Source organism: Myxococcales bacterium (genome assembly GCA_016706225.1).
GTDB lineage: Bacteria > Myxococcota_A > Polyangia > Polyangiales > Polyangiaceae > JADJKB01.
The window spans coordinates 1-21,244 of the sequence record JADJKB010000018.1 but is presented as its reverse complement, the minus strand read 5'-3'; the positions used below and the strand labels follow the sequence as shown (position 1 = coordinate 21,244).

General features: G+C 67.1%; 23 protein-coding genes and 1 pseudogene. 6 read left to right on the top strand and 18 right to left on the bottom strand.

All coding sequences use genetic code 11. The annotated features are described in order from the left end of the window. Positions 1-858 precede the first annotated feature (858 nt). The gene (locus tag IPI67_24445; GenBank protein MBK7583328.1) at positions 859-1,197 is read right to left on the bottom strand and encodes a hypothetical protein; all 339 of its coding nucleotides are present in this window, start codon (positions 1,195-1,197) and stop codon (positions 859-861) included. Positions 1,198-1,445: 248 nt separating this feature from the next. Then, positions 1,446-2,336, bottom strand: a complete 891-nt coding sequence (locus IPI67_24440) for a hypothetical protein (GenBank protein MBK7583327.1) — start codon at positions 2,334-2,336, stop codon at positions 1,446-1,448. Between the two features lie 599 nt (positions 2,337-2,935). On the opposite strand from IPI67_24440, the gene IPI67_24435 reads away from it, so the two are divergent. From IPI67_24435 to IPI67_24425, 3 genes are all read left to right on the top strand, one after another. Beyond that, on the top strand, positions 2,936-4,318 hold the full coding sequence (locus IPI67_24435; GenBank protein ID MBK7583326.1) for a hypothetical protein: 1,383 nt from the start codon (positions 2,936-2,938) through the stop codon (positions 4,316-4,318). A 364-nt stretch (positions 4,319-4,682) separates the two neighbouring features. Continuing rightward, complete coding sequence (locus IPI67_24430) at positions 4,683-5,327, top strand: DUF4215 domain-containing protein (protein ID MBK7583325.1); 645 nt, start codon at positions 4,683-4,685, stop codon at positions 5,325-5,327. Continuing rightward, positions 5,263-6,366 carry a hypothetical protein gene (locus IPI67_24425; GenBank protein ID MBK7583324.1) on the top strand — a complete coding sequence of 368 codons (1,104 nt, stop codon included), beginning with the start codon at positions 5,263-5,265 and terminating at the stop codon, positions 6,364-6,366. Before IPI67_24430 ends, IPI67_24425 begins: the two co-directional genes overlap by 65 nt. A 125-nt stretch (positions 6,367-6,491) precedes the next feature. Here IPI67_24425 and IPI67_24420 read toward each other — a convergent pair whose 3' ends face one another. From IPI67_24420 to IPI67_24410, 3 genes are all read right to left on the bottom strand, one after another. Then, on the bottom strand, positions 6,492-7,163 hold the full coding sequence (locus IPI67_24420; GenBank protein MBK7583323.1) for a GNAT family N-acetyltransferase: 672 nt from the start codon (positions 7,161-7,163) through the stop codon (positions 6,492-6,494). 271 nt (positions 7,164-7,434) lie between these two features. After that, positions 7,435-8,202, bottom strand: a complete 768-nt coding sequence (locus IPI67_24415) for a hypothetical protein (GenBank protein MBK7583322.1) — start codon at positions 8,200-8,202, stop codon at positions 7,435-7,437. A gap of 11 nt (positions 8,203-8,213) precedes the next feature. After that, on the bottom strand, positions 8,214-9,095 hold the full coding sequence (locus tag IPI67_24410) for a hypothetical protein (protein ID MBK7583321.1): 882 nt from the start codon (positions 9,093-9,095) through the stop codon (positions 8,214-8,216). A gap of 188 nt (positions 9,096-9,283) precedes the next feature. Here IPI67_24410 and IPI67_24405 point away from each other — a divergent pair, with 188 nt between their 5' ends. Continuing rightward, on the top strand, positions 9,284-10,132 hold the full coding sequence (locus tag IPI67_24405; protein ID MBK7583320.1) for a hypothetical protein: 849 nt from the start codon (positions 9,284-9,286) through the stop codon (positions 10,130-10,132). Between the two features lie 97 nt (positions 10,133-10,229). On the opposite strand, the gene IPI67_24400 is transcribed toward IPI67_24405, so the two are convergent. The 10 genes and pseudogenes from IPI67_24400 to IPI67_24355 form a co-directional block, all read right to left on the bottom strand. Beyond that, on the bottom strand, positions 10,230-10,916 hold the full coding sequence (locus IPI67_24400) for a hypothetical protein (protein ID MBK7583319.1): 687 nt from the start codon (positions 10,914-10,916) through the stop codon (positions 10,230-10,232). A 35-nt stretch (positions 10,917-10,951) separates the two neighbouring features. After that, complete coding sequence (locus IPI67_24395; GenBank protein MBK7583318.1) at positions 10,952-11,950, bottom strand: hypothetical protein; 999 nt, start codon at positions 11,948-11,950, stop codon at positions 10,952-10,954. After that, positions 11,947-12,756 carry a hypothetical protein gene (locus IPI67_24390; GenBank protein MBK7583317.1) on the bottom strand — a complete coding sequence of 270 codons (810 nt, stop codon included), beginning with the start codon at positions 12,754-12,756 and terminating at the stop codon, positions 11,947-11,949. The genes IPI67_24395 and IPI67_24390 overlap by 4 nt, the downstream gene beginning before the upstream one ends. Then, positions 12,753-13,175, bottom strand: a complete 423-nt coding sequence (locus IPI67_24385; GenBank protein ID MBK7583316.1) for a hypothetical protein — start codon at positions 13,173-13,175, stop codon at positions 12,753-12,755. Before IPI67_24385 ends, IPI67_24390 begins: the two co-directional genes overlap by 4 nt. Further along, complete coding sequence (locus tag IPI67_24380; protein ID MBK7583315.1) at positions 13,172-13,783, bottom strand: sigma-70 family RNA polymerase sigma factor; 612 nt, start codon at positions 13,781-13,783, stop codon at positions 13,172-13,174. The genes IPI67_24385 and IPI67_24380 overlap by 4 nt, the downstream gene beginning before the upstream one ends. 199 nt (positions 13,784-13,982) lie before the next feature. After that, positions 13,983-14,123 (bottom strand): annotated as a pseudogene (locus tag IPI67_24375) (ATPase). A gap of 122 nt (positions 14,124-14,245) precedes the next feature. Then, positions 14,246-14,503, bottom strand: coding sequence for a hypothetical protein (locus IPI67_24370; protein MBK7583314.1), 258 nt, complete (start codon positions 14,501-14,503; stop codon positions 14,246-14,248). Between the two features lie 285 nt (positions 14,504-14,788). Next, positions 14,789-16,060: a transposase gene (locus tag IPI67_24365; GenBank protein ID MBK7583313.1), complete on the bottom strand. Its 1,272-nt coding sequence runs from the start codon at positions 16,058-16,060 to the stop codon at positions 14,789-14,791. Between the two features lie 130 nt (positions 16,061-16,190). Further along, positions 16,191-16,334 carry a hypothetical protein gene (locus IPI67_24360; protein MBK7583312.1) on the bottom strand — a complete coding sequence of 48 codons (144 nt, stop codon included), beginning with the start codon at positions 16,332-16,334 and terminating at the stop codon, positions 16,191-16,193. 292 nt (positions 16,335-16,626) lie between these two features. Continuing rightward, complete coding sequence (locus IPI67_24355; GenBank protein ID MBK7583311.1) at positions 16,627-17,016, bottom strand: hypothetical protein; 390 nt, start codon at positions 17,014-17,016, stop codon at positions 16,627-16,629. 147 nt (positions 17,017-17,163) lie between these two features. Between IPI67_24355 and IPI67_24350 the strand changes: the two genes are divergently transcribed. Beyond that, entirely contained in the window at positions 17,164-17,742 is a 579-nt protein-coding gene (locus IPI67_24350; protein MBK7583310.1) for a transposase, read from the top strand. Positions 17,743-17,790: 48 nt separating this feature from the next. Then, the gene (locus IPI67_24345) at positions 17,791-17,988 is read left to right on the top strand and encodes a hypothetical protein (GenBank protein MBK7583309.1); all 198 of its coding nucleotides are present in this window, start codon (positions 17,791-17,793) and stop codon (positions 17,986-17,988) included. A 62-nt stretch (positions 17,989-18,050) separates the two neighbouring features. On the opposite strand, the gene IPI67_24340 is transcribed toward IPI67_24345, so the two are convergent. The 3 genes from IPI67_24340 to IPI67_24330 form a co-directional block, all read right to left on the bottom strand. Next, a complete protein-coding gene (locus tag IPI67_24340) occupies positions 18,051-18,716 on the bottom strand; it encodes a hypothetical protein (protein MBK7583308.1) in 666 nt (221 codons plus the stop codon). A gap of 8 nt (positions 18,717-18,724) precedes the next feature. After that, positions 18,725-20,185 (bottom strand): hypothetical protein, encoded by a 1,461-nt coding sequence (locus IPI67_24335; protein ID MBK7583307.1) that lies wholly within the window; start codon positions 20,183-20,185, stop codon positions 18,725-18,727. An 8-nt stretch (positions 20,186-20,193) separates the two neighbouring features. Continuing rightward, a partial coding sequence (locus tag IPI67_24330; protein MBK7583306.1) for a hypothetical protein occupies positions 20,194-21,244 on the bottom strand: 1,051 nt, incomplete at its 5' end.

The window sequence follows — 21,244 nt, the reverse complement described above, 5'->3', positions numbered from 1 at the left end:
ACGCCCTTGGGCACTGCCGAAGGTGCGAAGGCCGCGCCGGTGAATCCGGTCGTGAAACCGTCGTCGTGAAACAGGAACGCATGCGCATCGCCGGGTGCGTCGCCGAGCGCAAACGAGCTGCCGGACCCATAGCTCTGAGCAACCCAGGCTTGACCCAATGAAGCGGGCCAGCTCGCTTCCCAGGCGTCGAAGTCCAGGTGGCCAAGCTTGGGAGGCGGAGCCCGATGGGCTCGATTGCGGAGAGTGCCTGCCAGCGGAACATCAGGGTGACTTTGGAACCGTTGTCGGTCGAAGCAGCGAGTGCTGGGTCCAATTCATCGTGCTTGCTGCTCCCGACGACATCCGCGATTCCTTCCAGAAGCGGTTCGGAGCATTCCGCGATCCCTCCCACTCCACCACTCCCCGCCGCCGCACCGACGGCCCCAGTCCCACCGTAGCCACCGTTGCGACCGTAGCCACCGTAGCCACCGCTCCCGCCAACGCCGCCAGTTCCGCTCGTGTGAACCGAACCGCCGGTCTCGCCCAACTCGCTCTCGAAAGCTGGCAATCCCGAGCGCGAGCCACATGCGAGGGTGACCGAGGCAACCAGCAGCACGATGAACCAGCGCATGGGCGTCATGTTAGCGGCTCCCTTCCGCATCCGCGCCGCCTTCGGACGCGAGAACCCGAATCCTGCCTCCTCTACGCAGACTACCCGACACAGCGACCGGAACATCGAGAGCATGTCGGCACAATGCTCGCTGCCCGCCAGCACTTACCCGCTGCCGGGCAAGGCCGGGCTCCGGTTCACCTCACGCCAGCGAGCCAAGGCTGCCGGGCGCCCTTCTCGAACTGTTGCCGCGGCCTGGCTGAACCGTCTCACTTGCTGTCGAGCTGCGCCAGCGCCTCTTTCGCCATGGCATTTTCCGGGGCGAGCACGAGGACGCGCTCGAAGTGAGCCCGCGCAGCCGCCTTGTCCTTTCGCTTCACGGCGAGCAGACCGCGGCCGAGCTCCTCTTCGACCGATCCCCGGAATGCTTCCCTCGCGTCGTCGAGAAGCCGCTCGGCCTGCTTCGCGTCACCGTTCGTCAGCAAGAGCTCGATGGCTTCGAGTGACGAGGCATTGCTCAGCGTGAGCCGCCCGGCCGGGTAGTCCATGATGGCGAGGGCCGCGGTGGCCATCTCTCGCGCGCGGCCGAACTGCTTTCGCGAGCTCATATGCCCGGCATAATTTCCGCGCACCCAGGCCGAGTCGGGCTCGAGGTTGAGCAGAGAGCGATGCGCGGAGTCCACCGCCTCCCATTCCTCCAGCTTCTGATAGACGATCGGAAGGTCCCGGTAGACCTGAAGCCGATCTCCGGGGTCGGAGCTGCTCTGTCCGCGCCGCGGGCATCATACCGCCCGCCACATCCGGGAGCAGAAGCTGTGCTTGCAGGCCGAGGAGCTCCTGGACCAGGTGCGCGCAACTACTGGCAGTCCGTCTGACACTTCTGTTCGACGCAGGTCATGAACCCGTAGAACGTCGGCTTGCCTGCGGGGTAGACCGCGACGCACTTGTCGACGCAGGCCTGCTCCGTGCACGCCGATACGCAAGACAGAATCTGAGTGCATTGTTGGTTCGACGTGCACGCGTCCAGCTCGACGGAGCACTGCGCGTGCGCACACACGCTGCAGTTGCCGCTCGAGCTGCCACACTTTTGCGGCCCGCCGCCACCGGCCCCGACGTCGGTGCAGCCGAAGTAGGGCCCGCCGACCGATGTGGTGTCGATCATCACGCCGCAGGTGCCAGTCGTCGCAGAGCAACATCCCGCGAAGCTGCCGGAACCGCCATCGAGTAGGTTCGGATAGAAGAGTGCGGGACAGCTCGGGTCGACCGCGCCCGATTGGTTCGTCGGGTAGCAACCCGGGTTCATGCCGATGAGCGCAGCTACGCTGGGCTCCACCAGTGCCCCACAGCCGCCGCTGACCGAACAGCACGGCTTCATGTCGAATAGCCCGGGGAGCTTGTACCCGGGACAATTCCCGCACGGCAGGCCGCCGCTGCCACCGGTTGGATAGCCACCGCCGCCCCAGGGATCGCCGCCGCTGCCGCCGGTCGGGTACCCGCCGTAGGCGCCTGTGCCGCCGACCGGGTAGCCGCCGTAACCGCCACCGCCCGACCCCGCACCGCCGCACGTGCAGTCCGAGTAAGCGTTGCCGCTGGCGAGACACTGCACATAGCAGGAGCCCTTCGCCCCGCAGACGCGAATCTCACCGGGAGTACAGGATTCGAGCGAATTGTCGGTCTTGCCTCCGCAGGCATCCAGTATCGCTGCCGACGCAACCAGCACTGTCCAGAAGAAAAGCCGCGACTTCATTGGTGCTCCTCCACGCTCCCCGAGAATAGCAGCGGTCAGCGCCGATGAGCGCGTGGCGTCACGCGCTGCTGCCGGCGGGTACGCACGCACGACGGGAACTAGGCGATGACAGTTGCCCGCTTGGGCGCGAACTGACGCCGTCAGCCCCCGTCCGCGACGCACCAGGAGAGGCAGTCGAGGTACGGCGCGCAGGTGCCGGACGCGCTGCAGGCCTCGACGCTGGCCGCACACGCTGCGTTCGGGGCGCGCTGCGCGAGCAGGCAAGCCACCCGTCCCGAGCTGCGGGTAGGTCCTGGGCTCGCGTGGCTCACTTGTTTTTGCCGCGAGTGTGCTGAAGTGCAGCTCGTCATAGAGAGAGTCCCGTGCCCAAAACTCGGCGAAGGATTTCCTGAAGTTCACCCGTCGCGCTGCGTCGAGCGCCGACGAAGGAGCGAGGTGCTCCCGGCGGGAACGCCTCGACGAGTGCACGCGACGTCCGCTTGCAGAACGCGTAGACTGATGCGATGCGCGCGCTCGTAACTCCCTGGACGGACTGGTGTTCAAAGAGCTGCCAGTTGGGCCTGTGCGTGACGGCGGCGCCTTGACGTTGGAGCAGTTCCATGCGGCCGCGTAGAACTTCCGTCGGACGAGTAGTGGCGGTGGCGCTCTGCGCCGCGTGCGGTTCGCGCACCGGTCTGATCGACCCCGGCGCGGGCGTCGACAGCGGCGGTGCAGGCACTGGAGCCGTGGGATCGACAGGCGGAGCCGGCGCCACTGGCGGAACTGGCGCTATCGGCGGAATTGGCGCGGTCGGCGGAAGCGGCGCAATCGGCGGCACGAGCGGCGTTGCTGGGTGCGTCGCACTCCTACAGGTCGATCCCGTGGTGGAAATCCAGCCGGGCTCCGCCTCCGCTGACATGGGTCCACAGACCGTCTCGTCGAGCGACGACGGCCAGCAGGTGTCGGTCGCGTTCATTCGGAGCGCCGCACTGGGCCCGGCGTCCAAGTCGGATGTCGATGCTGCGACGTTCTCACCGTGGTTGGCGTGGCCCTTGGCCGGCAAGCTGGCGCCGGCGGTCTCGCTTCTACCGGCGGTGGATTTCGCGAGTGATCTCCGCGCTGGTTCGAGCTTTGGTGGTCGATTCGCCCTGCTCCTCGGTCAGGGGCCAATGCTCGGGTTCACCCCCAGCATTGACCCGGCGATGGGCCCCGTTGCTCCCGGCTTGCCGCTGTTTCCCCTTGGGGCGCCGCTCTTCGTCGCGCGCGGAGCGCAACCCGGGGTGCATCTCCTTGGCACCGCCTCCCAGGACGGTCGGCTCGTCGTCCACATCGTGGAGTCCAGCGGCCCGACACCAGAAGTGAGCACCCAGACCCTCGGATGTGCCTCCGGGGGCGTCACCGCGGACGCCATTGGATTCCAAGACGGCTGGCTGCTCGCGCTTTCCAATGGCGCCCTCGCGCCGCCGGGTGGCTGTGGGTCCAGCAACGCCGGCGGCCCGCCACTTCGTATCGACGTGTTGCACTTGCTGCCGAGCGGTTCCGTGAGCGTGCTGCATAGCTTCAAGGTCGACGCTCCGCCAAACGCCATTTCCGTCGCGTCCCATCCCACGGGTGCCTTTGTGGCGTGGACGCATGCGAGCGGCGGCGCCGCACCGGTGCTGAACGCGGCCCGTGTCGACGCCGTGGCGGGCGCATTCTTTGGTCCCTTCGTGCTCAGTGGCGCGAAAGCATTCCCCGCGTACGTCGACGCGGCGTCCACCGAGAATGGGACGCTGGCTCTTGCCTGGGTGGACCATCCACCAGACACGAAGGCCAACCTTGTGCTCACCATGGTCGATGCTCATGGCGACCTGCTGCAAAGTCTCCCCTTCGCGTCCAGTTTCCAAGGCCACCCGAACATCATCGGGTCGCCCAGCGGTCACAGCGTAGTGATCAGCTGGGCCACGACCGACCTCGCGTCCACCATCCAACTCGCCCGGTTTGATTGTCTCGGGCCGGGCTGAATGCATCAGGCGCGATTTCGTGGTTCGCCGTGGCGCCGCCCTGCAGCGCGAGCCCGCGTGGGAGCTCGCCGCGGTTCGCTGCACGACGCCGCGGTAGATGCGGCCAGCGAAAGTGTTCTGCGCGTACTTGGAGCGCGTGCCAGCGTCACCGCGTAGCGCCGGTCGGAGTATCCGGCCGCCGCGACGACCACCTGGTGCTCGCCGACGTTGACCGGCTTGGGCGAGAATCCAGCTCAACCGTTCCGTGGAGTGCCAGGCGGTCCCGATGAGCGAACCTGGTTCGACCCAACCATGGAGCATACGACGACGATCCCGAATCGCCTTCCGTGGGCGCCACAGGGAGAGTTGCGATGGCCGCGCGGATGTGATCGGCGGCGGCGCCATCACGTTGCTGAAGAATCGCAGCGCCGCACCCAGCCTTGCGTGCGCCGTCTGCGGGGACGGCGTCGTCGCCGACCCGGAAGTGTGTGACGACGACGGAAAGGTCGGCTCCGACGGCTGCTCCGCCACCTGCGGCATCGAGCTCGGGTATGGCTGTTCGGGTGCCCCCAGCACCTGTGCTCCGAAATGCGGCGACGCGCTGATCGCCGGAAGCGAGAGTTGCGATGACGCGAACACCGCGCCCGGGGATGGCTGTTCGGCTTCCTGCAAGGTGGACGCCGGTTGGAAGTGCACGGGCAAGCCGAGCGTGTGTCAGCCCAGTTGCGGCGACTCCTCCGTCGTCGGATCGGAGCTGTGCGACGACGGGAATCAGCTCGACGGTGACAGTTGCCCGAGCTCGTGTCGACACGACCTTTGGAGCTTCGCGTTTGGCAATCCCGGCCAGCAGGACTTTGCCGAACGTGTCGCGTTCTCTCCTCAGGGTGACGTGCTGGTGGTCGCGACAGTGAACGGGCCTGTCACTGTCGCCAGCACGCCGCTTCCCGCGATGGGCGAACGACGCGGTGCTCGCGAAGCTCGGTGCGCAGGGCAACCCAGTTTGGGCAAAGCGTTTTGGCGGCTCCGGTGACGACCGAGCGCTGGGGGTCGCGAGCGACGCCTCGGGGAACGTGTTGATGAGCGGCATCTTCTCCGGGTCGATCGACTTTGGCGGTGGTCCGTTGGTCAGCGCCGTGAGCTGGGACGTGTTTCTCACGAAGCTGAGCGCCACCGGTCAGCATGTCTTCAGCAAACGCTTCGGAGACGCCTCGCAGCACGAGGCGAGGACTTTGGCGGTCGCCCCGAATGGCGACATCGTGATCGCCGGCTCGTTCACCGGTACGCTCGACTTCGGTGGTGGTCCGCTGGTGAGCACGGGCGCCAACGACATCTACGTCGCCGCGCTGAGCTCCGCGGGAAGTCAGCTCTTCAGTAAGCGCTTCGGCAGCGCGGCATCGGATGGCGTCGCAGCGCTGGCCGTCGGCCCGTCCGGCGACATCTACGCCGCGGGCATGTTCGACGGGACCATCGACTTTGGCACTGGGTTGCACACGAGCGCCGGGGCGGGTGACATCCTCGTGAAGCTCTCCGCCACCGGAAGTACCGCGTGGAGCCGGTCGTACGGCTTGAATAACAACTGGGAGAGTGTCGGCGGGATTACGGCTGACGCGGCAGGGGTGACGCTTGCAGGCACCTTCTGGGGCTCTCAGTCGTTTGGTGGACCCGCGGTCGTGTCGAAGGGTGGTACGGACACCTTCGTCGCGAAGCTCGATCCCTCCGGAAACCACCTCTGGAGCCGCTCGTTCGGGGGCACCGGCAGTGATCCATGCTGGGGGTTCGCGGGCAATCCCGACGGCTCAACTGCGGTGGTCGTGCGCTTCAACGCGCCGGTCGATGTGGGCGGCACGGTCTTCGCGCCCTCACCAGACAGCTGGCTGGTCTCGAAGCTGACCAGTGCCGGCGCGATCGCGTGGACACAGGCGTACGGGGCGGCTTCGCCCACATTCGCCCGCGGCGGCGCATCGGGCCGCTTCGCGGTGGTGGGCACGTTCTCTAGCGCGCTCGACTTCGGCGGCACTCCGCTTTCGGGTGGAGCATTCGATGTTTTCGTCGTCACGTTTGCGCCGTGATGCGCTTGCCCGCCGCCGGTTACAACGTTGCGCACCGCCGCGACGCTCGCGCTCATCCGGCGGGCCGACGAACCGGCGGCGCTGTTGTTCCTCTACACGAATTCCACGCCACTAGGGTTCTGCCATCAGGTCTGTCCCGCGGTCCCCAGCTTCGTCCGATTGTGTTCGAAGTCCCACTCGTCAGCCAGCACCGCGAACCCAAGGGTGTCCCGGTACGAATCGAGGTACCGGTCCTTCTGCATCCGCATCTCGAGGCGCAGCCTGAGCTTCTCGCACACTCGCCGGGAGGCGACGTTTTCGACGTCGTTGAAGATCAGGATGCGGCGCAGCCCCACCCCGCCCTGTTCGGTGGGCCGAAGTCCCGCGCTGATCAGAGCTCCGATCGCCTGCGTGCAGATGCCGTTGCCCTGGTGCGTGCCGCGCGGACCCAGTAGCCGATTTCCGCCTGTCGGAAGTCCGGGACGATCTTGTGCAGGCCAGTGCCGCCTAGGACCGCACCGGAGCTCGAGTCCAAGATAGCCATCGGGGAAATCGAGGCAATCGGCCTTCTCGTACGCTCGGCGACAGCGCTCGACGTAGAAGATGCTGTCGTCGACCCGCTGCGGGTCGCTCGAGGCCCAGGCCATCCATGGGAGCAGCGCCTCGCGACGGTCGTCTATCGCAGCGAAGAGGGCCGGGCCATCGCCCTGCTGGTACAGCCGCACGCAGATGTCACCCGCGGTGGCCGGTTGCGGCAGCGGCCGCGGCGCCGACCAGGGCTGAGGGTCTTTCAGTCTCGTCATCCAGGCGTCGCTCATGCGAAACATGATGCTGCGCAAAGAGGAGCGAGCACAACGGGTACGCGCGAGCCGAGGCCGGAGAGCTGCTGTCCCGCCAGAACCCGCGAAGGCCATCGCAGGCCGCTGGTACTACCTGCTCGGCCAGAGTTCCACGTCGACGAGCGTTCCCAACCTGACGGCGTCACGTTCTTCGCGGCGGTCGAATCTGAGCGGTGAGGAGTTCGCCGGCGAGCTCGAGGACCCCGCTTCGAGCCAGGGCCCAAGGAGTCGGGCGCCCACGTTGACGGCGTCAGCCCCCGTCCGCAACGCACCACGAAAGACACTCGAGGTACGGCGCGCAGGTCGCGGACGCGGCGCAGGCGGTGACGCTGGCCGCACACGGTGCGTTCGGGGCGCGCTGCGCCAGCAGGCAAGGCTCGCAAGTCGAGCTCGGGCCGAAGCTCGGGTCGGTGCAGAACCCGTTATCTGTGCAAGCCGAAGCACACGGCCCAGCACTTGCACAAACGCACGGCTGAAGAGTCGCGCCGAAGGCCTTCATCTCCGAGGAAAAGTATTTGCCGCAGCAGAACGCGCAGGACTGGCCCTTCGACGTCAAACACTCGGCGAGCAGGCCGGCCGCGTCGGGGGGCTCGCCGCCGCTTCCGCCACTGCCCGCTCCGCCACCGCTTCCGCCGCTTGGTCCTCCGTCGCCGAACTGACAGTCGAAATAGCCGTCTGGGCACTTGCCGAGCGCGGGCGACGGGAGCCCGTCGTAGGTCGGACAGATCTTGGACTTGTGGTCGCCGCCTGGGCCGCAGCAGATCGAGTAGCCGAAGCACGTGCCCGCCGGGCAGTCGGAGCCGCGCACGGTGCCCTCGGGACAGCGCCACTCACCGTCGACGCAGACCTCCTGGGCCACGACGTCGGAGCCACACCCCGCCGCGCAACGTGTGGCAGCGTTGCCTTCGCAGGTCGCCTGCCCACCGTTGCCGGGATTCTCCTCGGCCGTGCACTGGACCAGCACCGCCACACCTGCGAGGACGATTCCGACGACAAGGCGGAGCTGGGACGGTTCCATTGGGTTCAGATTCAGTGCGAGGCGCTACACGTCGCGCCGTTCCAGGTGAACGACGTCTCGGTCAGCATGGTCGGTGAGCAGAGCTCGTTGGCGCAGACTGCAGCGGGGCTGCAGTGGATCTTCAGCTCGGTGGAAGGCACACCCCCGGCCATCACGATGCGTCCGGTGCAACCGCCGCTCTGCTGCGACTCCAGCTGGAAGTCGACGGACTCCGAGCCGGGTTTCCCGCAAGTGAACAAGGGATGCTCGCACACTGCGCAGGCGGCTGGCGGGCCTGCGGCGCTCGCCGCGACGTACTCCGTAGGCACGCCGGGGTACGCGCTCAGGTTGAGCTTCAGCGGCTCCACCGCGAAGTGAACGAACGCGGGGATGCCGCCGCCCTGGGAGCTGTTGATGTTGAGCTGAACCGAGTTGGGGCCGGGGCCGTTCATGCTCGACATGTCGACCAAGTCCCAGTCGCCGCCGCCCGAGAACCCCTCGCGCCGCACTAACTTTCCCAGCTTCAAGTCCAGAAAATACCAGTGACCGTCTTCTGCAAACTCGATGCCATCGTGGGGCGGCTCGAAGACGGAACCGCCGCTGCAGAAAAACCAGATCCTCGCGAGCCACGCACGAACGCCCGCGAGATCGAAGACGTCGGTGACCGTGCCCGGCGCGGAGCAGCTCGCCGCTGCGACGTTCGGTGCCGGAAACGGTCCGTCCGGGGGCTTTGGGCTCGTAGGCACGCCGCCGTTACCGCCGCTCGGCGCACCGCCGGTGGCACCGGTTCCGGACGAACCTCCAGACGCTTGACCGCAGTCGTCGAGAGCCTCGTTGCAGCTTCGATCCGTCTTTCCGGAACAGGCGATGACGCCCACCGCGAAACCGACGAGGACCAAGCGCGTCGCGCTCATCGGTGCATTCTATCCGGGCCCTCGTTGCGGCGCCATGAAAGGGGCGCGGTCGTTGCGTTCGCGCTCTGACATGCTCGACGTGGGTCGACGCTGTGCCCCTTCCGCACATGCGATCGCCGGGGCGGTGGTTCGCCGACCAACCGCTCGCCTGAGCCAGCCGTTCACCTCCAGAGTGCTAGAACTGAGTCATGGTGCGGTCCGTGCTCCTCCTACTCTCGATCGCGCTCCTGCCGTTCTCCGGCTGCGCCGACGACGACTCGCAGGCCCTACCGGAGCATGACGCTTCGGTTCCCAACGACCCGAGTTGTCCGGCGGGGGGAGTGGTGGTCCACCAGCTATTGAGCGGCACCTGCGTGACCGACTCCGCTTGCGATATCAACGTTCAGTTCCTCTGCGAGCCCGGCGTGAAGTACGTGACCGGGCTTCGGCAGTACGCCTGCGCGTGTCCCACTGGACAATGGAATTGCGTGCTCACTGGCAGCAGCCTCAGCTTGAACCCATGCGACGGAGGGTGGCCGGACGTGGCATCCGGCGGTGGTGGAGCTGGGTCTGCCGCGGGTGCCGGTGGGACTTCGGGAGCTGCCGGTTCGTCCGGTGAATGCTCGCCTTCGAGCCCCTGCAGCAGCGACAAGTTTTGCTACTACTACGACAACGCTTGCGGCGCTGGGCAGAAGAAGGGTGTGTGCTCGCCGCGAGTACAGTTGTGCGACGAGGGCCTCGGGCCGGTGTGCACCTGCAACGGCAACATCGAGCCCGACGCTTGCGCGGCGTACGCGAAAGGCACGGATCTCGATGTCAGAGGCACGTGCGCCACTCCGATCGGTTCCTTTGCATGCGGCACCAGGTTTTGCACGATCGGCACCGAGTACTGCCAGGTGTGGCTCACCGACATGATCGGATTTGCGGACAGCTATTCGTGCAAGGCCTTGCCGTCAGGATGCCAGCCGGCGCCGGATTGCGCGTGCATCACCGCCAAGTGCGGCGGCTTCCAGTGCGCGGCCGATCCCACCGGGAACCTCACCGTCAAGTGTCCGTGATGTTTCCCGTCGCGGTCGTCGACGTGCACTCTCCCGCGTCCGAAGCGGATCGCCGACTGACGACTTGACGCTCGGTGTTCGCGGGTGAACGTCCCGCTCACCAGGCGACGGCGCCGACGCAAACCGACTCGGTGCCTATTTGAAAATCGAGGCCTCCATGGCAGCCACCGCCATAGCTGAACTCTAGCCCCGTCTTCGGGCCTGACGTGCAGAGGCAGTTGAGTCCTCCATCTGCTTCCTGACAGCTCACGGACCACGGGATGTTGCCTTTACAGGAGAACGAGCAGCTCGTCTCGCCGAACGTGGCGCTGCAGTCCGGCAGACACGCGAGGAGCACGTCGTTCTGAGCCTGACACGCTGGGTTGTACTCCACGGCAGGCGCATCGGGGTACGGCTTGCAGAGCCATGGGTTCTTCTTGGAGCACGCCAGGAAGTCCTGGAGGTAATCGGTACAGCCGTAGAGAATCGCCTGCCCCTGCTTGTGCAGCAGGCTGGTTACACACAGCCCGGCTGAGCACGACGTTCCGCTCAAGACTCCGCATATCTCGAGGATCTCGCTGGTGAGCGGGTTCTTATCGTTCACGCCGCCAGTGCCCCCGGCGCCCCCGGCGCCGCTGCTCCCCCCAGTCCCCGCGGTAGTGCCAGCAGTGCCACCGCCTCCATCGTTGCTCCCGCCAGCGCCGCCCCCGTCGGGCCCGCCTCGTACCGGCTCGATCGTTTGCCCACCACAGGCGCTCAGAACGAGCACGCAAGCCCAGGTCATCCAGCACGCTCGCTTGATCATCTGACTCATCAATGGCCGCGACGCGCTGCAAAGGCTCATAGGGCATATCCGATCGACAGAGTGGTCATGACGAGCGGTCGACCAAAGCTGCCGACTGGCGAGCCGCTGAATTCGATGTCGGTTTTCGGGACGGCAATGCCGAGCAACCCACGCGCGACGAGCCAAGTGTCGCCCAGGACGCGATGGGCGAGCGCCGCGTCGGCGAATCCGAGTCCGGTGAGAGTCTCCACATTCCGCCCTTCACGCGGCGCCACTGCCTGTCCCTTGGCAGTGAGCCATGCCACGCCCGCGCCCGCGCCGACCATGAATCGAAGATCCGGTCCCTTGGGCAGCACATCCACTGCCCCGCCCAGGCCTATCAATCGGGCTGCGACATCGGCACTCGCATCTGGCTCTTCGACGGTCGAACCGAGGATCGGGAACGCGACGAACGCGCACACACCCCACGGGTTCGCCACGGTGTAGTGAATGCCCGCGACGAGCGAGACAGCCGCACCTCCCGGTTGTGTCGAGACCGCGCCACCCGCGTCGAGGAGCAAGTGCTGGGGTGCCCTCACGGTCGGCGCGCGTTCGGACAGCGAATCGTGAACGGGTGGCAGCACCACGCCGGTCGCGCGACGGGGCACCGGCTCGGGCGCCGTGGCCGTCGGCTCCGGCCGCGCCTCCGCCAGAGGTTGCAGGAGCGCCCGCAGGCGTTCGGCGATCTTCGTGGAGTCGGCGGCGTCGCTTGATACAAGGTCGCGCTCGATCACGACAGAGAGGACCGCGCGACCGGTCGCCTCGAGCAGCCACACCTCGACCTGAGCAGGTTCGTTCTTGGCGTGGACCACAGCCACGCTGCCCTCGGGTAGAGGCGCGTCGACATCGTGGGTTTCATCGACGTCAAAGCCGACGCTGGTGAGCTCGGCGACCACGCGACGGTTGAACGGCTCGCTCGCCTCCGAAACGAAGCGAACACGTGCTGCACGGACGACGCCCGTCACCAAGAGGAGCGCCACGGCGAGTGCCACGCTCGAGGGCCGTGTCCAGCTCATTTCCTGATCAGGCTCTCTGCGAACGCGGCGTGCGCACCGTTCGGAAAGCGCACCAGGTACCGAGTCGCGCTTGCCTCAGCGGCCGCGCGAGCGCCCGCGCGGTGCTCCGATTCCATCAGGCGACCGAGGGACTCTTCGGCGAAGCCTCCGCCTGGCTGCTCGGCGAGGTACGCCGCAAACCATCTTTGAGCAGTCGCGTAGTCTCCACTCCCGTCGAATGCGATGCGCCCCAGGTGAAATGCCGCCGTGGCCGCGGGGCCGGACCCGGGGAAGCGTCGGCGCAGCGAGAGGAACGCTTCGTGCACGCGAGCCGTACTCCCCGCGAGGCGTGCCGAGTTCCCGAGTTGCAAGATCTGCTCGGCGCTCATGCTCGCGCACAAGCTCGAAAAACCCTCCGTCTCCGCTGCTGCGAGCGCTTCCCTGAAGCGGCCTTCACGCGAGAGCGCATTCCACTCGGCCACCGGTGGCGGCGCCGATTGCGTGCTCGTCCCGACTTGCCGCTCCGGCTGTGGCCGTGGCGGTGGCTGCTTCGGAGGGGTGGTGGTCTCGACGACCGGTGAACGAGGGAACTCCATACGCGGCGGGTCAGCCTGCGTGACGGCGTCGCGACAACCGAACGAGGCAGATTCGCCGGCGGAGAGCGCCCTGGACTCCACGCAGCGACCCGAGACAACCACCGAACCCTCTTCCATGGACACCGTCAGCACCTCGCTTTGTGGATCCCAGGTTGCGGCGAAGCGAGTGCCGGTGACCAGCACCCGAAACGGTCCGGCTGCGACGACCCAGCGTGCTCCTGGACGCTTCACGACGGAAGCGTGGACGGTGCCTCGCTCCAGGGCGAGTTCGGCCCCATTTGCGTTGATCCACACCAAACGCGCGCGGAAGGGGAAGACAGGGTTAGCGACGTTCCGTCCGAGAACGCGAGAGGCTGCGAGTCGCGCTCGCTTTCGAGCCATCCGCCGATATCAACTGCTCTACCCGCGTGCACAGCAACGAGCGGCGCGGCCGGACGGGATAGGAACAGAAAGAGGGCGGAGAAGGTGAGAGCGAAGCTGGCGACCGCCAGAAGGAACGGACGCGACCAAGGGCGGGTTCGCGCATTGTCAGCCAGGCCCTGACGCACGCGGGCGACGCGCTCATCGACGGAGGCGCGCTCGCGCTCGGCAAGCCTGCGGTTCTGCAGCGTCCGGATGTCGACACCGAGACTATCGAGCCCGTCGCTCATGACGTTACCCATTCCGCCAGGCGAGGATCCCGCCTGGCTCGTGCCGAAAACCATGCTTCAGCGCGCTGGATTCGGCGCTTGACCGTCGAGAGCGACACGTCGCAAAGGAGGGCTATCTCCGAGAGTTGCATTCCCTCGATGAAACGCAATGTGAAGGCGACGCGGTCGTCGGCGCCCATCCTAGCGAGCAGTGAGTAGAGCGCACGCGCCGCATCGCGGATCTCGGGTGTCGCCAGTTCTGCGGCCACCTCCGGGATTTCCTCGGGTGCCGAGAAGCTGAGCCATCGCTTGCGTCTTCTGCGTCGGAGTGCCTCACGCGCGACATTCACCGTGAAAGCTCCGACCCAGCTCTTGAGATTGTCGTCACGAAGGTCGCCGACTCGCGCAAACGCTCGCATGAAGACCTCCTGGACCAGATCATCCAGATCGTGGTCGAAGCCGAGGATGCGAGTCAGCAGGCGCTCGACAAACGGTGTGTGAATGTCGAGGAACGTTCGTTCTGCCCAGGCCCTCCGCGCTCGAAGTGCGGCGCAGATGTCCTCCTGCGGCTGTCTCGCTTCGAGCAGTCGCAGGTGTGGCGGAGCAGCCAGGGAGGCTGGGCGGGGCATCGAGTTGTCCTCAAAATACCATGGCCGGTGGGGGCCAAAACGGCTCACCCAAGGTGTTACCCGCCCGGTGTCCGCATCGGGCGCATCGCGGTCATCCGCCGGGGTACAGGTCGTCTTCACCCGCCCGCGTGTCCCCGGTGCGGGCACCGAGCGGAGAAAAGGTGGTTGTACCCGCCCGCTTTTCCGGGGTGCGCTTGGCTCACGCGCCGATCCAGGGAACCTCTACAACCTCGAAAAGCCGCTTCACGATCTGCTCCGCCGTGACCTCTTCGGCCTCGGCCTCGTACGAGAGGACCATGCGGTGGCGGAGCACGTCCGGGCCGACGGCCTTCCCGTCTTGTCCTGCCCCACCTCGCAGGTGTCGACGAGGCTGACAACAACCCAGGCCCTGATGCGCCTCGCAGATCCTCCGCACCCTGATGCGTTGAGCCGCACGCCGCATGACTGCCGCTGCACCCGCCGTCAGCCGCAGCCCTTCTGACATCTGACCGTCGTCGGGGTGTCAAGCTGGCAAACCGGAAAGTCCGGCTCGCAGTACTGGTTGCAGACGGCGTCCGTCCGCCACTCGCCGACAGCGGAGAAACCCGCGACGCCGCCGTCGGGGCTGACCAGATAGCTCGGACAGTCGGTGTCGGTCACTCCCGACTGGGAGCTGCATCCACTGGATGCAAAGACGCCGACGATGGTGGCGAAAAACGAAGTCAGGGATCGAGACGTCATGATGCCGCTCAACAGGGCCCGCGTCGACCTGGCGAGTAGCGTGGCTACGTAGAGCTTGGATCACCCGAACGTGTGCTTCCACGCGCGTAGGTTCTACAAGCACCCCCTCGATGGAGGGCGCGCGGCGGCAGCGAGGGCCAGAGAGGGCGAGGTCGTTGCGAGAAAGGCTCCGGCCGGCGTAGTCGGAGGGCCCAAGGGGCCGTTGGGTGCTTCGCTCGAACCTGAGCTCGGGGGCAGGTCCTCGAGTCGGGGCAGTGGACGGAGGTCTGCGTCCTCGAGCGCGCGTCAGTGCGCGTCGAACAGCTCCGCCTGAGCAGGCTCGCCAGGGTCGGCCAGCCGCCGGCGGATGGCGGGGTGCTTGAAGTAGGGTGGACCGCGTGCGGGTGCGAGGCGTGGCGGATCGGACGGCTCGCCGAGCCACGCGAGGTATCTCTCGATGCTGGCCGTGGCCATGACGAGGTGACGGAGCTTCATTCGCCCACCGCAGTTGTCGCAGCGCTCGACGTCGATCTTGAACGCGCGCATGAGCAGCTCCGCCAGGGCGATATCCCGAACGATGGGTGGCCGGCTTGTCCTTCGCCTTCGGGCTGCAGGTCGCGCAGCTCGTCGTGCAACTCGGGTCGCCTTCTGCATGCGCCGAGGGTGCCGGCGACGGCGGAGGGGGAACGACTCGGGCTCTCCACTTGCTGGCGGCGGCGAGCACGCCGGCGTACCTGACGGTGTGGAAGCCGGGAGGTGGCACCGTGGTCGCGAGCCGCACCAGGAGGGCGAGCGGGTCGAGGTCGAGCGCGAAGGTCCCGTCGCTGAACGGCCTCTTGAGGACGAGGCGCACGAGGTCGTCGCCAAGGAGCTGGGCGCGTTCGTTCGCGATCGGCGGGCGCAGGATGTACTTGCACACAGTGCCTCTCGTCCCGCGGCATCGCCGGCCCTCGCCGTCGTTGCGGCGTGGAGCGAGAAGCCACCCTCCGTGGCGCACAGGGCCTTGGTGTGGAGCTCCGCCTCGCAGCGGAGCTGGATGGGGTCTCGACGGCGAAGGGCGGGACCTGCGGGCAGCGTGCCGGTGACGGACGCGGCTGCGAGCGCGGCGAGGGCGGGCTCGCTGTCAGCGAGCTTGGCGTCGCGGGCGACTGCGTCGTCCTCGATCACGCCCTTGCGCCGCAAGAGCGCGAGGACGCGCGCACGCACGATCTGGAGAATGCCACCGACGTCGTCGTTGGTGAGGAAGGGCAGCGGATGGAAGACGAGCTCGCCGCCTTCGTCTTCGGTGAACACTCCGTCGAGAAACAGGGAGTGCAGGTGCGGGCTGAGTCGCAAGTCCGAGTTGACGCGTTGCACGACCGTGACCGCGCCGCTCTTGCCGCCAGGGACGCCGCGAGCTCGCGCCTGTCGCTGGTACCAGGCGAGCACTGAGTCCACGAAGGTCCGCGTCACCGCGCCGAGGAGCTCGCCGTCATAGGCGAGCCGAGCACGCAGCTCGAACGGCAGCGTGAGCACGAGCTGTCGCAGCGGGACGTCGGGGAGCACGTGCTCCACCAGATCTGCCGCGGTGGAGGTCATCCGGCGGCCTCCGCACGAGGTGCAGAAGCCGCGACCCTTCAGGACCAGGCAACGACCTTCTGCTCGCGGCAGTCAGGGCACGCGAGCACGGCGAATCCACGCGCGCGCACGCCGCAGTCGATGAAACCTTCTAGTTCTTCCTCACGAAGCTGGGCAGCGGCGAGGCGAAGCCGTCCTCCGCCGCAGCGTAGAGCGTGAGGAGATTGTCGCGCACGACCTGGTGGAGCGCGGTCGCCTCCGGGCGGCGGCGTGCGTACGTCGGCGTGCCGGACACGAGGCATGCCTTCGCAACAGGCGTGCCCGCGACGCCCGCCTGCGATTTCGACGACTTCACCCACGCCGAGAGGTGGCGACAGCGCCTTCGCCAGTGGCGATCGCCACTCGTGGCACCGGCGCCCATCCGCCGCCGTCATCGAAGCGACGTCGTCACAGGCGCGGAGCGACGTCCCCTCCACGCGCGCAGCGCGCGCCATCGGCGGGGCGCCGTGGTCTTGGCGCGACGTCAGCCGGCGCGCGCTGCCGCGTCAGGAGGGACCGGCGCCGCGAAGCGGCGACGAGGGGAGGCATCAATCCTTCTTCGGCCCCTCGTCGTAGCCCCGCGGGCGGTACTTCTTCTCGACGCCCTTGTGCTCTTCGCCTCGGTACACGATCTCGATCGCGAAGTAGTTGAGCCAGGATCCGGGGTGTTTCTCCGCCAGATCGAGCAGCTCGTCGTGGTGAGCCTCGATCGCCTTGTGGTCCCACAAACACTGCATGCCCAGCGCAATCAGGTTCGGATCGTTGGGGCCGAGCTCGAAGCCCGTCACGTAGTGCGGCCACGCCTCTTCCGGCTTGTTCATCCGGCACAGGGTGTCGCCGTAATACACGTGGGCCATGGGCCACTGGGGTGCCAGGCGTTTTGCCTCGCCGTTGAGCTCGAGACGCTTCGCCAGATCGTTGTTGTGGGCTCCGACCATCACCGAGTAGTTCAGCTGCGCCTTGGCACTTCGCGGACCGAACGCTGCGGGCGCGCCAGAAGGTCAGATCGCTGGTGTAATCGAGGGCGTGCCAGCGCGCCTTGAACGCCTGGGCGCCCGCCGTCGGGCCAAAGCTGGGCGACCTTCGTGAGCAATCACATGCACCAGATCTGGGCGTGTGACTTCATCCAGACGTTCGACCTCTGGTTCCGCCCACTCTTCGCGTTCTTCATCCCACTTCTGGGACTTCCCAGGGTCGTCATTGAGCTGGGATCGCGCAAGGTCGTGAGCGTGGGCGTCACGTGCAACCCGAGCTCGAGCTGGGTTGCACAGCAACTCCGCAACGCCACAGCGTTTGGCGTCGGGCCGCACTTCATCATTCGAGACCGTGACGACAAGTACGGAGGTGACTTCGACCGCGTCGCCCGCGGAGTCGGCACGAGGGTGCTGAAAACGCCCGTCCGGGCGCCGAAGGCGAACGCTTTCTGTGAACGTTTCATGGGGAGTGTCCGTCGCGAGTGCCTCGACCACGTCCTGGTGCTCGGCGAGCGTCAGCTGCTCGAGATTCTCGTCGAGTACGCGCGCTATTTTGATCAGGACCGGACTCACCAAGGGATCGATCAACTCATCCCGGCTGGCTGCTCGACGGCGGCTGCGGGGCGCGGTGCGGTGATCGCGCGCCCCGTCTTGAACGGACTGCATCACGAGTACCGGCGAGCGGCGTGAAAGCAATGGCGTGGACGAACGCGGATGCACCAAGTAGCCAAGACAGCCGTGACCGCCGTCGTGCGCAGCGCCGGCCGCGCACTGGACGTAGCGCTTCGCCCGTGGCCGGTGCTCGGCGGGCTCGTGGCCGACGTCCGTCGCTCCCGCGACGAGCTCATCGCCGAGAACGCGCTGCTGAGGCAGCCTGGTCCTGATCCCCGCGCCGGCGCTCCGGCGCCCACCGATGCCACGTTTCGAGCAGGCTGACGCTGCTGATCGAAAACCTCGGAGAGATCGGGTTCCGCTGCTACGCGCCGTGACGCTCGCCGCTAGGGCTGGCTCCTTGGCCCGAAGGTGACGGTTACCGCCAGACCGAGCTGGAAGACCAAGTGGATGGCCGGCGCAGTCAGGGGCTCACTCGAGGGCGCAACCGCGCCGCCGCCCGACGTCGGCCCTGAGTCTTGGAAGCCGAGGTCGGAGCGCGCGAATGGGCCGAGCCTCACGTAGTCCCACACGAACACGTCGAGGCCCACTCCTGTCCCGAGGCCGGGGCCCGCGCCGGCTGTGCTCGCATCCCCGGAGGCTCCCCAGAGCTGCTGGGTCACCGAGGCTTCTAGCCAGCCGTCGAAGCGCGCCGTATCGAGCAAATAGAAGCGCATGCCAAGCCGATGGACGGTCACATGGACGGTCAGAGAATCGCGATTCTCCGGCTGCCAGCGAAACCAGGCACGATCCCAACCAACGGCAACGGCGTACTTGCGGCTCGGACGAAACAGCGCAGTGACGCCCGCGGCGTAGCCGAGACTCTCGACACCTTCACACGGTGCGGCGCAATTGCCGGCGGCGCCGGCGAAATGCGTGGAGAGCTCGATCCAGCGCCGTGGAAACACGCGAGGCTCCCGTTCGGGATGGACCACCACTGGACTGAGCTCGGCACGCGCAGGCAGCGCGATAGCGAGCAAGACCAGCGTCACGAGCCCCGGCGCGAGTTTCATCGCCCGCCTCAGTTCTGGGGTTTCGCGACCTGGTCGAGCTTCGCGAGCTCCAGCCTGAGCATGCGCCGCACGATCTTGGGGCCGTCCGCAGGTTCCGCATCCCCGTAGTAGAAGTGAGTCGGGGTCAATGTCCAGGCGTCCGGGTGAACACTATGGCCGGGCGCTGCCCCGAGCCTCCAGATTTTCCCGGTCGAGGTGTTCATTATCAGAAAATACGCGCCACCATCCAGGACGCCGGCGTCATTGAGCGTGCCCAGCACGACAGCGACATGGTTGCCCCACGCACGCACGGGCACGACGTTCAAGGGCGCGACGGCATCGCCCGGCAGGTCGGGGCCAAGCGTTGCGCCAGGGCCCGCCGCTTGGTACTTGCGGGGGGACCACCAGAAGCGTCCCTTGGTGGCTACGGGCAGCGTCGAACACCCACTGCCGCCGTCCAGCGCGATGCCGACGATCGCGGTGGGAGTCACGTTCAGCGCGCAAGTGCCCGGCGGCGCCGGGTCAAACAGAGTTCGTACGCCCTTGCCGTCCGGCGCCCATCCCAGGATCCGCGCGGGGCCGGAAGCCGGGTAGTCCGTCCACACGGCAAGGTCACCTTGTCCTGCACCCCGCGAAGATGCCGATGGTGTCTCGAGGGGCGTCCAGTTGTTCACTTTTGGATCGAGTAGGGCCCAGACACCGCCTTTTCCCGTCATGAACATCGCCCCACCGTTCGCGTCGATGTCGAACTCCACGAGCCCGATAGGTGTCTTGGATTGGAGCTTGGCCGGAAGCGACCAGACCCATTGACCACCGCCGATGGGCGCAACCATGCGCATCTGGCTGCCCGGGTCCCCGCCGGACAAAACGTTTGCGCGAGCGCTCTCTCGGCCGTTGCCGAAGACGCAAGTGGCGACCGGTGGATTCGCCTTCTTACGCCCACTGAGCGCGCCGACCGTCGCGCCATCGTCGAGACGCACCACGCGTCGAACGTAGTACCAGGTCGTCGGGGCGTTCACCCAAACGTCGTAGGTGAGGAATGCCGCTGCGCCGCCGGGGAGCGCATAGGTCGTCGCCGTCGGGAGCCCGCCCTGCGAACCGTAGCCCTCGGCGAGCAGGGCGCCTTCACAGCCGTCACCGCACGGTAGCCACATCAGCTTCGGGAATCCGATCTTGCCTTCCAGTGCCTCGTACACGGAGCACAGCGGCTGCGTGAACTCCGTTCCCGCCACGGGCTGCCACGCCTCCGGATCGGCAAGCCAGGCTTGCTCCGGCGAAAGCCCGGCGTCGCTCACCAGACCAGCGGATCCTCCGCCGCCCGCGGGTGCGTCGGTGCTCGTTCCTCCGCCGCCTGACGCGTCGGTTTTCGAGCCCCCGCCGCCGGGAGCATCGAGCGAAGCGTCACCCCCGGTCGGGTCCGGCTGTCCGCCGGACTCGCTGCCGCAAGCGCCGCACCGAAGCAAGGCGAGCGCAGCGAGCCCGAGGCTCAACCGCGCTCTCATAGTGCGGAGCACGGCTTTGGGCCAGCGAACCCACCGGGCGTGAGCTCACGGTATTCGATCTTGCCCGGGACCTTCTCGACGGCGATCACCGGGTCGTGCTCGCCCATCGTCGGCTGGCCTAGCAGGTGCCCGAGCCCGACGTGAATGCCGGTGTACTTGATGCCGTCGGGCTTCGGCTGCAGGCGCCAGACGCTGTATGTCTGCTTCTTGGCTCCAAACAGGAGCAGGCTCCCGTCATCCGTCGTGGAGAGCCAGAGCTGCTCATAGATGCCCGCGTACGGCCAGGTCGCGAGCTGCTTCGCCGTGCCGGCGCGCACGTCGTAGCTCGTGAGTCGAGCGCGGAGGTTCTTCCCGTTCGAGTGGGCCTCGTCGTCCAGGTCGAGCACGTACAACTTTCCGTTGGGCTGATCATAGGCAACCGCGAGCACCTGGGACGACGGAACGACCGCGGCGTGCTCGGCGACGATTCGCCACGCGCGATCAGCGATCGTGTAGCGCCAGATCGCCTGGCTCGCGCTGCCGCTGGCGGAGCGACCTCCCACCATGTAGACCGCCTCCTCGACCCCGGAGAGCACGGCGCGCACGTCCGTCCGCGCCCGCGGGCTCGCTCCGGCAGGACCCACCGCGCTGGTCTCGATCACGTCGCCGATGCGCCGGCCGCCGGTCAGTCCACCGGCTGTGCCGAGCACGACGTCTACGGTCGACGTCGAGTTCAAGTCCCGCGGGAAGGCCACCGCTTGCACGCCGCCTCGGTGCGGGGTGCGCCTCACCCGGTACGCTGCCTCGGACGGAGTCAGCCACATCCTGGTCGTGTCGCCGATCAACGCCGCGACACCGGGCGACACGGCGCTGGTTACGTCGTGCGCACCGGTCGTCTGGTCCAGCGCGGCGACGGAGCTGCCCACTTTGGTAAGCAGCACCGGAGTCTGGAACGCCTCGGAGAAATTCTGGAGGGCGGGATCGAACAGGTAGAGCTTTGGATTGTACCAGTCGAGGCAAGGAATGATGGTGCACTTGCTCGGAAGGATCGCGTCGGGCATCGGAATG